This is a genomic window from Nocardia sp. CC201C (genome assembly GCF_030010695.1).
GTDB lineage: Bacteria > Actinomycetota > Actinomycetes > Mycobacteriales > Mycobacteriaceae > Nocardia > Nocardia otitidiscaviarum.
The window spans coordinates 1-13,028 of the sequence record NZ_JASCXP010000201.1 but is presented as its reverse complement, the minus strand read 5'-3'; the positions used below and the strand labels follow the sequence as shown (position 1 = coordinate 13,028).

At 68.9% G+C, this 13,028-nt stretch carries 12 protein-coding genes; 3 read left to right on the top strand and 9 right to left on the bottom strand.

Annotation, left to right across the window (positions count from 1 at the left end):
• Positions 1–192 precede the first annotated feature (192 nt).
• Positions 193–864, top strand: coding sequence for a YdcF family protein (locus tag QK444_RS20715; RefSeq protein ID WP_282782761.1), 672 nt, complete (start codon positions 193–195; stop codon positions 862–864).
• A 78-nt stretch (positions 865–942) separates the two neighbouring features.
• Here the strand turns inward: QK444_RS20715 and QK444_RS20710 are convergent, their stop codons facing one another.
• The 4 genes from QK444_RS20710 to QK444_RS20695 form a co-directional block, all read right to left on the bottom strand.
• Positions 943–1,395, bottom strand: coding sequence for a MaoC family dehydratase (locus tag QK444_RS20710; RefSeq protein WP_282782759.1), 453 nt, complete (start codon positions 1,393–1,395; stop codon positions 943–945).
• Between the two features lie 12 nt (positions 1,396–1,407).
• Positions 1,408–2,565 carry an acyl-CoA dehydrogenase family protein gene (locus QK444_RS20705; RefSeq protein WP_282782757.1) on the bottom strand — a complete coding sequence of 386 codons (1,158 nt, stop codon included), beginning with the start codon at positions 2,563–2,565 and terminating at the stop codon, positions 1,408–1,410.
• Positions 2,566–2,580: 15 nt separating this feature from the next.
• The gene (gene fabG / locus QK444_RS20700) at positions 2,581–3,354 is read right to left on the bottom strand and encodes a 3-oxoacyl-ACP reductase FabG (protein WP_282782755.1); all 774 of its coding nucleotides are present in this window, start codon (positions 3,352–3,354) and stop codon (positions 2,581–2,583) included.
• Positions 3,355–3,617: 263 nt separating this feature from the next.
• Positions 3,618–4,769, bottom strand: coding sequence for an acyl-CoA dehydrogenase family protein (locus QK444_RS20695; RefSeq protein ID WP_282782753.1), 1,152 nt, complete (start codon positions 4,767–4,769; stop codon positions 3,618–3,620).
• 113 nt (positions 4,770–4,882) lie between these two features.
• On the opposite strand from QK444_RS20695, the gene QK444_RS20690 reads away from it, so the two are divergent.
• Positions 4,883–5,515: a TetR/AcrR family transcriptional regulator C-terminal domain-containing protein gene (locus QK444_RS20690; protein WP_282782751.1), complete on the top strand. Its 633-nt coding sequence runs from the start codon at positions 4,883–4,885 to the stop codon at positions 5,513–5,515.
• A gap of 10 nt (positions 5,516–5,525) precedes the next feature.
• Here the strand turns inward: QK444_RS20690 and QK444_RS20685 are convergent, their stop codons facing one another.
• From QK444_RS20685 to cysD, 5 genes are read right to left on the bottom strand one after another with little or no spacing between them, the layout of a single operon-like run.
• Positions 5,526–6,656 carry a sulfotransferase gene (locus tag QK444_RS20685; RefSeq protein WP_282782749.1) on the bottom strand — a complete coding sequence of 377 codons (1,131 nt, stop codon included), beginning with the start codon at positions 6,654–6,656 and terminating at the stop codon, positions 5,526–5,528.
• Between the two features lie 20 nt (positions 6,657–6,676).
• Positions 6,677–7,462 (bottom strand): SDR family oxidoreductase, encoded by a 786-nt coding sequence (locus QK444_RS20680; RefSeq protein ID WP_282782747.1) that lies wholly within the window; start codon positions 7,460–7,462, stop codon positions 6,677–6,679.
• Between the two features lie 38 nt (positions 7,463–7,500).
• Entirely contained in the window at positions 7,501–8,736 is a 1,236-nt protein-coding gene (locus QK444_RS20675; RefSeq protein WP_282782745.1) for a hypothetical protein, read from the bottom strand.
• Positions 8,733–10,586 carry an adenylyl-sulfate kinase gene (gene cysC, locus QK444_RS20670; RefSeq protein WP_282782743.1) on the bottom strand — a complete coding sequence of 618 codons (1,854 nt, stop codon included), beginning with the start codon at positions 10,584–10,586 and terminating at the stop codon, positions 8,733–8,735. Before cysC ends, QK444_RS20675 begins: the two co-directional genes overlap by 4 nt.
• Positions 10,586–11,491: a sulfate adenylyltransferase subunit CysD gene (gene cysD / locus QK444_RS20665; RefSeq protein WP_282782741.1), complete on the bottom strand. Its 906-nt coding sequence runs from the start codon at positions 11,489–11,491 to the stop codon at positions 10,586–10,588. Before cysD ends, cysC begins: the two co-directional genes overlap by 1 nt.
• Positions 11,492–11,729: 238 nt before the next feature.
• On the opposite strand from cysD, the gene QK444_RS20660 reads away from it, so the two are divergent.
• A complete protein-coding gene (locus QK444_RS20660; protein WP_282782739.1) occupies positions 11,730–12,653 on the top strand; it encodes a helix-turn-helix domain-containing protein in 924 nt (307 codons plus the stop codon).
• The last annotated feature ends 375 nt before the right edge of the window (positions 12,654–13,028 follow it).

Sequence of the window (13,028 nt, the reverse complement as noted above, 5' to 3'; positions counted from 1 at the left end):
CGCGATTGTCGGCCCAGCGTTGTCGCGGCCATGCTCGCCCGCCTCGGGTGTGGCGATGGATGCCCGGTTGTCGGTTCGCGCCAATACGTGCCGATTTCGCGGATTCGCCTACCGGCCGGTACGGCACGGGTGATCATTGATGAAAATGTGAACCGACTACTTGTCACATCTTGTGGTCAGGAGGTCACCCCGATGTTCGATCAGTTCCTTCCCCCCGTTCCCACCCTGCGGCACGCGGCCCGCACGGTCGCGCGGCTCGTGGTCACGGGTGCGGCCGTGACCGCCCTGGCCCTCACCGCGGCCCCGGTGTTCGCCGAACCCGCTGCCGCCCCGGCACATCCGTCCACCGGAATCACCGACGAGGTGCTCGCTGCCATCGATTCGGTGACGACCGTGCGCCTGCCGGGCCTGGAACTGCCCGCGCTGTTCACCCCGAACACCGCCATCGTGGTGCTCGGCTACGGGCTGCTGCCGGACGGGTCCATGCGTCCGGAACTGATCAATCGGCTGCACGCCGGATACGTCTCGGCGGTGCTCTCCCCCGCCGCGCCGGTCATCGTCACCGGCGGCAATCCGCGCAATGGCGTGCCCGAGGCGGCAGCCATGGCGGAGTGGCTGATCGCGCGCGGCATTCCCCCGCAGCGCATCCATGTCGAGACCCAGGCGAATTCGACGGTGCAGAACGCGGCCTTCTCGGCGAAGGTGATGGCGGCCATCGGCGCGACGACCGCCATCCTGATCACCTCCGCAGATCACATCGGGCGCGCGCTCAGCAACTTCCAGGCCGCCGGAATCCCGGTGGTGGCGACCATGACCCCTGATGAGACGCCCCTGTCGGCACAGCCGTTCGGCCCCGGGCAGTGACGGCCCCCCACTCCCAACCCGACAACCCGCCGCGCGACACCGCGGCGGTACGGGGCAGCGACGCCACCCGACCCGGAGTCACATCAGATAGCGGGTGATGCTCTCGGCCACACAGGCCGGACGGTCGGCACCGTCGAGTTCGACGGTGACGGTGCGTTCGGCCTGCACCCCGCCGGGGACGTCGGTGACGGAGTTCAGCGTCAACCGCACCCGAATCGCCCCACCGGCCAGAACCGGCGTGATGAAGCGAACCTTGTTCAGCCCGTAGTTGATTCCGGCGCTGGCGCGGCGCACGGTCATGATCTGCTGGGTGAGCGGCACGATGAGCGACAGGGTCAGAAAGCCGTGCGCGATGGTGCCGCCGTAGGGTCCGGCGGCGGCGCGGTCGGCGTCCACGTGGATCCACTGGTGGTCCCCGGTGGCCTCGGCGAACAGGTCGATGCGCCGCTGATCGACGGTGAGCCAGTCGCTCACCCCGACCTCGGTGCCGACGGCGTCGCGCAGGGCGTCGAAGTCCGCGAACTCGGTCATGCGTCGCGCTCCTTACAGTCCCATATCCTTGGCGATGATCATCTTCATCACCTCACTGGTGCCACCGTAGATCCGGTTGACGCGATTGTCGGCGTACAGCCGGGCGATCGGATACTCGTTGATGAATCCGTAGCCGCCGTGCAGTTGCAGGCACCGGTCGATGACGCGGGCGGCGACCTCGGTGCAGAACAGCTTGGCCGAGGCGGCGTCGGCGGGGGTCAGTTCCCCGGCGTCGAGGGCGTCGAGGGCGCGGTCCACCACGGCCTCGGCGGCGTCGACCTCGGCGCGACAGGCGGCGAGCTCGAACTTGGTGTTCTGGAAGCTGGCCACCGGTTGCCCGAAAACACTGCGCTGCCGGGTGTATTCCTTCGCGAACCGCACCGCGGCCGTGGCCTGCGCGTACGCGCCGACGGCAATGGACAGTCGCTCCTGCGGCAGATTGCGCCCGAGGTAGGAGAACCCCTGATGTTCCGCGCCGAGCAGATCCGCCACCGGCACCCGCACGTCGGTGAAGGTGAGTTCGGCGGTGTCGGAGACCTTCAGCCCCAGCTTGTCGAGCTTGCGGCCGACGGTGTAGCCGGACGCGGTGGTGTCCACGACGAACAGCGAGATCCCATGGCGGCGGTCCTGTTCGGTGGGCGGCGCGGTGCGGGCGCAGACGATCACCCGGTCGGCGTGCACGCCGCCGGTGATGAAGGTCTTGGCGCCGTTGAGCACATAGTGGGTACCGTCCTCGGACAGCGTGGCGGTGGTGCGCATGCCGGCCAGGTCGGAGCCGGTGCCGGGTTCGGTCATGGCGATGGCGAACATGAGTTCGCCGGTGACGAAGCCCGGTAGCCAGCGCTGTTTCTGCTCGGCGGTGGCGAGGGATTTCAGATAGGGCAGGCAGAGTCCGACATGGACGCCCGAACCGCCGAAGGACACTCCGGCGCGCGCGGTCTCCTCCATGAGAATGGCCTGGAACTTGAAGGATTCGATACCCGCTCCGCCGTACTCCTCGGGCACCTCGATGCCGAAGACGCCGAGTTCGGCCAGCCTGTAGTAGAACTCGCGGGGCACGATGCCCTCGGCGTACCACTTCTCGTAGACGGGCACCACCTCGGCCGCGATGAAGGCGCGCACCGTCTCCCGGAAGGCGTCGTGGTCGGCGGTGAAAACCGTTCTGCGCATGATGTTCTCGATCCCCTAGAGACGGCGTCCGCCGTCGACGTACACGGTCTGCCCGGTGACGAAGGCAGCATTCTCGGAGGCCAGGAAGGCCACCACATCGGCGATATCGGCGGGCTGGCCGACCCGCCGCAGAGGGGTGATCTCGGCCGTCTTGGCCTGCAACTCTTCGGAACTCACGCCGAGGCGGGCGGCGGTGGCGGCGGTCATCTCGGTGACGATGAAGCCCGGTGCGACGGCGTTGACGTTGATGCCGTAGGGCCCGAGTTCCATGGCGAGGGTGCGGGTGAAGCCCTGGATGCCCATCTTGGCGGCGCTGTAGTTGGCCTGCCCGCGATTGCCGAGCGCGGAGACGCTGGAGGTGTTGACGATCTTGCCGGAGCGCTGCGCGACCATATGCCGCTGGGCGGCCCGGCTGCACAGGAACGCACCACGCAGGTGGACCGACATGACGGTGTCCCACTCCGCCACGGACATCTTGAACAGCAGGTTGTCGCGCAGCACCCCGGCATTGTTGACCAGGATGTCCAGCGAGCCGAGTTCGGCCGCCACCCGGTCGACGGCGGCGTCCACCTGGTCCTCGGCGGTCACGTCGCAGGCCACGGCGATGGCCTTGCCGCCCGCGGCGGCGATGGCGTCCACGGTCGCGGCGCAGCTGCTCTCATCCAGATCGACCACCGCCACGGTGGCGCCGTCGGCGGCGAGCCGCTGCGCGATGGCCGCGCCGATCCCCCGTGCCGCACCGGTCACGAAGGCGACCGGCTGTGCTGGATTCCCGGGCCCGGGAGTCACGAGCGCGGGACCCGGGGACGACGCGTTCGGGGGCGCGGGACTCGGGGACGCAGCACTCGTGGACGCGGGTGCCACAGCCGCGAGATTCAGCGGCGCGGAGTCGGCAGGTGCGCGGTCAGCGGGTGTGGGCTCGGCAGCCGCGGACTCGGCGGGTGTGGGCTCGGCAGCCGCGGGCTCAGCGGGTGCGAGATTGGCCGGTGCTGGATTCTCGGGCACGGAATTCTCCTGTCGGGCAGTATCTTTCGGGTTATGCCGGGCGCGGTTCACGCGAAGGCGTTCACGCCGGTGAGGGCGCGGCCGATGAGCAGTTTCTGGATCTGGCTGGTGCCCTCGTAGAGGGTGAGCACGCGGGCGTCGCGCAGGTACTTCGACACCGGGTACTCGTCGATGTAGCCGTAGCCGCCGAAGACCTGGATGGCATTGTTCGCGGCCTTGACCGCCGCCTCGCTGGCGAACAGCTTGGCCATGGACGCGGCGGTGCCGAAGGGCTGGCCGCGCTCGATCAGGTCGGCGACGCGCCAGGTCAGCAGGCGCGCGGCGTCGACCTCGACGGCGATATCGGCGAGCAGTTCCTGGACGAGCTGGAAGGACGCGATGGGTTTGCCGAACTGCTCGCGCTCCCCGGCGTAGCGCACCGACGCCTCCAGGCAGGCCCGCGCCACGCCGACACAGCCCGCCGCGACGCCCATGCGGCCTTTGTCCAAGGCCCCCATGGCGATCCGGAAACCCTGGCCTTCCGCGCCGAGCCGCGCGGTATCCGGCACCCGGACGTCGTCGAGCATCAGTTCCGCGGTGGCCTGACCGCGCAGGCCGAGTTTGCCCTTGATCTCGGTGCGGCCGAATCCCGGTGTGTCCGTGGGCACCAGGAAGGCGGTCACCCCCTTCGGCCCCGGCCCGCCGGTGCGTGCGAAGACGAGCGCGATATCGGCGTGAGTGCCGTTGGTGATGAAGATCTTGGTGCCCGACAGCACCCACTCGTCACCGTCGCGGGCGGCGCGGGTGGTCAGCGCGGCGGCGTCGGAGCCGGTGCCCGGTTCGGTGAGGCCGAAGCAGCCCAGTGACTGCCCGGCGCACAGCCGCGGCAGCCAGTGCGCGCGCTGCTCGGCACTGCCGTAGGTTCTGATCGATTTGGCGACCAGGCCCAGCGATACCGAGACGATGCCGCGCACGGCGCTGTCCCCGCGACCCAGCTCCTCGAGCAGCAGGCAGTAGGCCAGGGCATCGCCGCCGGAGCCGCCGTATTCCTCGGGTATCTCGATGCCGAGGAAGCCCATCGCGCCGAGTTTGCCGACGATCGCCGGATCGACCGCTTCGGCGCGGTCCCACTCGGTGGCGAACGGCACGACCTCCTTGTCGACCCACGCCCGGGCGACCTCCCGCAGTTCGCGGTGCGCGTCGCCGAGTTCGAAGTCCATCTCCACTCCTAACCGAACAGTGTTAGGTTTAACGCCGCAGACGGTATCCTAACGCCGTTCGGTTAATCAAGTGCCAGGTGATAGATTCGGCTCCGACGAGAGAGGTGAGGGCGATGGCCAGGCCGAAGGTGCCGCTGCTCAGCCGCGACCGCATTCGCGAGGCGGCGCTGACCCTCGTCGACCGCGACGGTCTCGGTGAGCTGTCCATGCGCAAGCTGGCGGCCGAACTGGGCGTTCAGGCCGCGTCACTGTACGGCCACTACCCCACCAAGGACGATCTGCTCGACGATATCGCCCGCGGCCTCATGAGCCGGGTCGATACCTCGGCCTTCGACACCGGCGACTGGCGGCACGGACTCATGGAGTGGGCGCGCTCCTATCGCGCCGCCCTGGTGGCGCATCCGAATTTCGTGCCGTACCTGGCCTCCGGGCCGGGGCAGCGGGAGGAGAACCTGCGCGCGGCCGATGCGGTGCACGGCGGCCTGGTGGGTGCGGGCTGGCCGCCGCGCGAGGCCACCATGATCGGCGCGGCCACCCGCTATCTGGTGATGGGTTCGACCGTCGGCTCGTTCTCGCGCGGCTTCGTCGACGATGTGCGGGTCTACCGCGACCGCTATCCGCATCTGGAGCAGGCGCACCTGCTGCGCGCCCGGGCCGACGAAATCGACTCCGAGAGTTTCGAATTGGCGCTGCGTGCCTTCGTGGACGGGCTGGGGCTGCGCGCCGACAGCCCCGGCCCGTCCTGAATGAACCCGGCTAGGCGAATTCCGCGCGCACCTGATCCTCGGTCAGCCCGTAGTCGGCCAGCGAGTACCGGTGTGACGGCTTGCGGTCACCGGATCTGCTCTCCGCGTCGAGGGCGAGCATGGCCGTGCGCGCCGCATCGGTGAGCTCCATGCCGAAGGCCTTGTAGATGGTCTCGATGGTGCCCATCGGATCGGCCCGCAGATCCTCGAACTGGATGTCGAGGAACTGATCGGCGCGGTAGCGCGACCGCGCCGCGGTGAACTCCCGCCAGCCGCGCGACCACAGCTCCAGTTGCGCCGCACCCAGTTTCGCCCCGCCGAAGGAGTTGGACCACCCCTTGGTGGCCTGCTCGGACAGACTGCACGAGGAACCGATGATGGTGACCGGATCGCGGTGGGTCTGGATGATGAGCGCATCCGGGTACACCCGCATGAGCGCGTCCAGGGCGAACAGGTGGCTGGGGTTCTTGAGCACCCAGCGGCGCTGGTCGCCGAGTCCGATGAGTTGCAGGTTCTTCCGGTGCCGCACATAGGCATTGGTCCAGTCCTGCTCCCGCAGCCACCGCGAGTAGGTGGGCAGGTAGGCGAGGCTCTCGTAGGCGATGGACTTCACCGTCTGCCGCAGCAGCTGCCAGCATTCCTCCACATCGGCGGCGCTCATGTAGTGCACGCCCATGAATTCCGGGTTCTCGATGCGGTGCTGGGCGAATCCGGCGTCGATGCGCTGGTAGACCGGATTGTCGGCCCAGGTGTCGCGCGGCGGCCGGGGTTGCGGGAATTCGGTGAGCCACATCTCCAGCGCTTGATGGGCCGGATCGGCGGCGAGCAGTCGGTGCAGGGCCGTGGTGCCGGTGCGCGGCAGGCCGGTCACGAAGATGGGTCGGGTGACCGGGGTGTCGGCATAGCCGGGATGGGCCTGCCAGGACGCCTCGCTCAGCGCCCGCGCCACCAGTGCGCCGCGCAGGAAGTAGCGGCTCATCTTGCTGCCGAGTTCGGTGAGGTCGGCGTCGCGCTGGTAGGAATCCAGCAGCACGGCGAGCGCCTCGGTGTAGTCGTCGGCCCCGAAATCGGTGAGACCGCAGACCTTGGTGGCGGAGGCGTGCAGGTCCTCGACCGTTCCGACGCCGGTACGTCTGCTCATGATTGTCTGTTCCTCCACTCTCAGACGTGGTATTCGCCGCAGTTGACGTCGAGGGTCTGCCCGGTGATGGCGCTGGCCCACGGGGAGGCCAGGAACACCACGGCGCGGGCGATCTCATCGGGTTCGGGCAGCCGCTTCAGATCGGATTTGGCCGCGGTCTGCTCGTACACCTGTTCCGGGGTGATGCCGTACTTCTTGGCGATCTCGCCGAAGTACCACTTCAGCTGGTCGTTCCAGATGTAGCCCGGGGCGACGGTATTGACGCGAATACCCTTCGGGCCGAGTTCGGTGGCGAGGGTGTGCGACATGGCGTGCAGTGCGGATTTGGCGAGTTTGTAACTGCCGTAGCGGGGTTCGGAGTGCCGCAGCACCGCGGAGTTGATCATGACCACGGCACCCTCGGACTCCGCCAGCGCGGGGGTGAACGCCTGGGTCATCCGCAGATTACCCAGCACGGTCAGATCCAGGCTGTCGCTGATCTGCTGGAAGTCGGTGCGCTCCAACGGTTTCATGGACGGTACCGCGAAGGCGTTGTTCACCAGGACGTCGACGCGGCCGAAGGTGTCCATGGTGCGCGCCACCAGCGTGCGCACCGCCTCGTCGTCGGTGATGTCGGTGGGCACGCAGAGGGTTTCGGCACCCGCCGCCTCCAGTTCGGCCGCCACCTCCTTCAGCCGGGATTCGGTGCGCGCGGCCAGCACGACGGTGGCTCCGGCGGCGGCGGATTCGGTGCAGATGGAGCGGCCGAGGCCGGGGCCGACGCCGCTGACGACGACGACCTTGTCGGCCAGCATGGGGTTGTTCATGAGGGTTCCTGTGCGTTGTAGGGATCAGCCGAGCGGGATCAGCCGAGTTGCCGGTCGGCGAAGGCGCGCTGGCGGGCGGCGATGCGCTCGCGCCAGCCGGCCGCATCGATGCGGTTGTGGTCGTGGTGCGGCAGGTGGGCGGCGACCTTGTCGAAGGGCACCACCTCGGCGACCGGACCTTCCTCGGGGGTGATGGGCCGATCGGTGCGCTGCCAGCGGAACTGGAGAATGCCCTGACCGCGGCCGGTGGTCTCGATCCAGTTGGCGATGCCCGGATCGCGCGCCGACACCACCATGCGGACCATGTCATCCGGATCCACCTGTGCCTGCGCGTGATTGAGGCTGGTCTGGTGGTTCACGTAGTCCAGCGAGATGTACCACATGCTGCCCAGCTGGAAGCCCAGGTACGGGGCGCGCGAGCGCGGGATGGTGATGACGAGCGCCTGGTCGTCGGTGAGGTCGTAGTGGCCCACCGAGGAGTACTGGGTGCTCAGTCCGCCGGGGGTGAGCCGGGGTGCGGTGAGGGTGTTGACCGGCAGGTCCAGGTAGAACCATTTCGGGAAGTTGAACCAGGTGTGGATGCGCGAGAGCAGCATCTTCCCGGCGGCCCGGTAGCGTTTGCGCAGTTGCGCGGTATCGGGCTCGGTCGGGGCGGTGCCGACGGTGTCCACGCGTTCGATGCGGATGCGGCCCTTGGTCTCGTTCGCCCAGTCGCCGTACACCTCCCGCACGGCCAGCATGGACGCGCCCTCGCCGAGTACGACGTAGTTCGGCTCCGGATTCGCCCTGGGTGGGCCGAAGCGCAGCTGGTAGCGGCCGTCGGCGTCGATCTCGAGCCGACGGTCGTCGAAGGCGTCGTCACCGCCCGGCACGTCGGTGGCCGTGTAATCGCCTTTGAGCACTTGGAAACTCAGGTCGACGGTACTGCCGCGCACTCCGGTCACCAGGTATTCGGCCGTCGGTTCGATATTCGCGTGGTAGTAGAGGGTGTCCGGGTTGTCCAGGCCCATCTTGGCGTGCGGTCCGGTGGAGCTGACGAAGTACGGATGCGAGGTGCCGTGCACGCCGGACAGGCGCAGGCAGGCCGAGATGCTCGCCGCCAGATAGTCGTAGCCCTCGGCGTGGTCGGCGTCGGTGCGGATGAACGGCGCGGCGGCGATGAGCTTCTCGGCCTCGGCCACGGCCGCCAGGAAGGGATCGGTCAGCGGCAGCGCCGCCTGGTCCGGTCCGGCGGCGGGGGTTCCGGGGGCGTCTGCGGTGTCGGATGCGGTCATCGGTGTTCAGCGATTCCTAGCTCTCGGCGGATGAGTTCGGCAATGGCGGTCGGGGTGCCGTCGGCGGGGGTGATCACCAGATCGGCGTGCTCGGGGCGCTCGTACGGGGAGTCGATCCCCGTGAATCGGGTGATCTCACCGGCGCGGGCTTTGGCGTAGAGCCCCTTGGGGTCCCGGTCCTCACAGGTGGCCAGCGGGGTGTCGACGAAGATCTCGTGGAATTCCAACCCCTTGTCGGCGTGGATCTTTCGCGCGTTCTCCCGCTCGGCGGCGAAGGGACTGATCAGCGAGACGATGGCGATGGTGCCGGAATCGGCGAACAGCGCCGCGATCTCGGCGACCCGGCGGATGTTCTCCCGCCGCTCGTCGTCGCCGAATCCCAGATCGCCATTGATGCCGTGCCGCAGGTTGTCCCCGTCGAGCAGATAGGCGGGGCGTCCCGCGGCGATGAGCTGCCGCTCCAATTCCACGGCGATGGTGGACTTTCCGGAGCCGGACAGCCCGGTCAGCCACAGCGTCCTGCCCTGGGACAGCCGCTGGGTGCGCTCCACCGCCGAGCGGTGCCAGGTGACCGGTCCGCGGGCCTGCGGTTGTACCGGCGTGCGGCCGGTGATCATGCCCGCGGCGACGGTCTGATCGGTGCGCTCGTCGATGAGGATGAAGCTGCCCGTGGCGCGGTTGGCGCGGTAGGGGTCGAACAGGATGGGCTGGGTGCTGTGCAGGGTGACGCGGCCGATGTCGTTGAGCGCCAGGAGCGGCGCGTCCTCCACCCGATGCAGGGTGTTCACGTCCAGCCGGTAGTCGAGCGCCCGCACCCGCACCCGCGCGGTCTGGGCGGCGGTGCGGATGGCGTAGCGGTCGCCGGGGCGCAGTTGGGTGTCGTCGGAGAACCAGCACACCATGGCGTCGAGTTCCCGGTCCTGATGCGGCTGATTGCCGGGGCGGGCGAGCATATCGCCGCGGCCGATGTCGATCTCGTCGTCCAGGGTGAGGGAGACGGCCATGCCCGCGCAGGCTTCCTCCACCTTGCTGCCGCCCGGCCCCCAGATCTGGCCGACGCGGGTGGCGCGTCCCGAGGGCAGCACGGTGATCTCGTCGCCGGGTTTGAACACGCCGCCCGCGATGGTGCCCGCGTAGCTGCGCCGCGTCTCCCCGCTGGGGCGGATGACGTACTGCACCGGCAGCCGGGCGTCGATGAGATTGCGGTCCGAGGCGATGTGCACATCCTCGAGGTGGCGCAGCAGCGGCGGGCCCGGGAACCAGGGGGTGCGCGGGGAGGGCTCCACCACATTGTCGCCGTGCAGGGCCGACAGCGGCAGGAAGCTGAGGTCGCGGACCTCGAGTTTGGTGGCGAAATCGGCGAATTCCTCGCGGATCTCGTCGAAGCGGTGGCGGGAGAAGTCCACCAGGTCCATCTTGTTGACGCACAGCACCAGGTGACCGACGCCCAGCAGCGAGGACAGGAAGGCGTGGCGGCGGGTCTGCTCGGAGACCCCCTGGCGGGCGTCCACCAGTATGAGCGCCAGGTCCGCGGTGGAGGCTCCGGTCACCATGTTCCGGGTGTACTGCACATGGCCCGGGGTGTCGGCGATGACGAATTTCCGTCGGGGCGTGGCGAAATAGCGGTAGGCGACGTCGATGGTGATGCCTTGTTCGCGTTCGGCGCGCAGGCCGTCGGTGACCAGTGACAGGTCGGGGGCTTGGTCGCCGCGCGCGGTGCTGAATTTCTCGATGGCCGAGAGCTGGTCGCTGAACAGGGCTTTGGAGTCGTAGAGCAGGCGGCCGATGAGGGTGGACTTGCCGTCGTCCACACTGCCCGCGGTGGCCAGGCGTAAGAGATTGCGGCGCATCAGAAGTAGCCCTCTCGCTTGCGATCCTCCATGCCGGAGTCGGAGATGCGGTCGTCGGCGCGGGTCGCGCCGCGTTCGGTGAGGCGGGTGACGGCGGTTTCGGCGATCACCTCGGCGGGAGTGGCGGCGCTGGATTCGACGCAGCCGGTGCAGGTGGCGTCGCCGACGGTGCGGAAGCGCACGGTGGTCTCGTAGGGCCGCTCCCCCGAGCCGAGCCGCAGGAAACGGTTGGTGGCCAACAGCATTCCGTCGCGCTCCACCACCTCGCGACGGTGCGCGTAGTACAGCGACGGCAGTTCCACGGCGGCGGAGTCGATGTACTCCCAGATATCCAGCTCGGTCCAGTTCGACAGCGGGAACACCCGGATGTGCTCACCCCTGCGGTGCCGTCCGTTGTACAGGTTCCACACCTCGGGGCGCTGGGCGCGCGGATCCCAGGCCCCGTACTCGTCGCGGAAGCTGAACACCCGTTCCTTGGCGCGGGCCTTCTCCTCGTCGCGGCGCGCGCCGCCGAAGACCGCGTCGAAGCGGTGTTCGCCGATGGCGCGCAGCAGGGTGGTGGTCTGCAGGCGGTTGCGGGTCTCGCCCGGTCGCTCCGCCACCCGCCCGGCGTCGATATCGTCCTGCACCCGCGCCACCAGCAGGCGCGCGCCCAGCCGTTCGGCGGTGCGGTCCCGGAAGTCGATCACCTCGTCGAAGTTGTGCCCGGTGTCGATGTGCAGCAGCGGGAAGGGCAGCGGTGCGGGCCAGAACGCCCGTCGCGCCAGTTCCAGCATGACCGCCGAATCCTTGCCGCCCGAGAACAGCAGTACCGGCCGCTCGAAGGTGGCCGCGACCTCTCGGATGATGTGCACCGATTCGGCCTCGAGCGCTGTCAGGTGCGACAGCTCGTATCCCGTGGGCATCACTCACTCACCTATCGCGCCGAACGCCACCCGAGCCGTTTCCCCCCGAGGAGCCCTCCGGGTTGCGGTGTCGAATATTCGACGCTATTGTTCGATAATGTGACACCGACGATAGGCGGCGAGCCTGACGGCGGTCAATAGCCCATGGTGAATTCCCCTGCCCCGGGGCCGCTTCCACACCTCCACATGCCCTCCACACCTGCGCACGCCCTTCGCGCACCGACGAGCAGGACGAACGATGACCGCAGCCGCCCAGCCCGAGCCGTCCGCCTCGCCGCCCACCCAGCGGGTGGTGCGGGTGATCGACCTGCTGTCGCGCCGCCCGGCCGAACATCTCTCGCTGGCGGCCATCGTCCGCGCCACCGGCATGTCCCGGGCGACCGCGCACGCGGTGCTGACCCAGCTCACCGCCGACGGCTGGACGCTGCGCGACGACAGCGGCAACTACAGCCTGGGATTGGAACTGGTGACGGTCGCGCGGCGCGCCGAAGCCGCCTTCCCGCTGCGCCGCCTGGCCGCCGATCCCATGCGAAAGCTGGCCGCCCAGCACGATATTCCGGTCTTCCTCGCCGAACGCGAAGCCGACGCCATCCTCGTCACGGAGGTCATCGGCACCCCCTCGGTGCCCTGGATCCGGGTGGGCCGCCGCCTCCCCCTGGCCCCGCCGGTCTGCCGCGAATTCGTCGCCTGGGCCCCCGCGCCCGAACGCGACGCCTGGATCGCCATCGCCGACCCGTCCCACCGACCCCGCCTGAGCGCCGTACTGGACGCCATCCGCACCCGCGGCTACGCGGTCGAGCGCCTCGCCGACGACTCCACCCCCATGCTCGAGGCCCTCTCCACCCTCCGCCACTCCCCCGTCACCGATCCCCTGCGCCACCGCCTCAACGCGATGATCACCGACCTCATCACCATCGACTACCTGCCCGACGAACTCACCGACCACAACGCGGTGGTCTCGGTCGCCGCGCCGATCTTCGGCACGAACCGCGCCACCACCGGCAGTGCTGGTACCGCCGGCGTCGATACGGGCCGCACCACCGACCGCGTCGCCGCCGCCGTAGTCGCCTGCCCCGACACCAATCTCACCGCGGCCGCATTGGAAGCCCTGGCCACCGACACCATGGCCGCCGCTGCCGCGATAGCCGGGGGACAGCGATAAGCAGAGCCGCGCAACGACCAGCGCGCAATCGCATGAACGGCTGTAACCCACGCAACCAACCCAACCCGCGCCACCAACCCAACCCGCGCCACCAACCCCAACCGGGCGTGACTACGGGCAGTCTGTGCAAGGGGCATGCGCGCGCGAAGATATCCGCATCGCGCCAGGACGGGCACGCAGCACACGCAGAACGGGCTCGCACCGCCACCGAACCGGCGGCGTAGCCACGACACCCACCACTGTCCGGGGAACGGGGCAACCTCCCCAGCCGCTACGCACCTCCCGTCCGGGAAACAGGCAACTCAGCAGGCCATACACCGCCTTTGGGTGGGCGCACATCACGCGCGGCGAGCACATACGACACCCGTAGCAGTG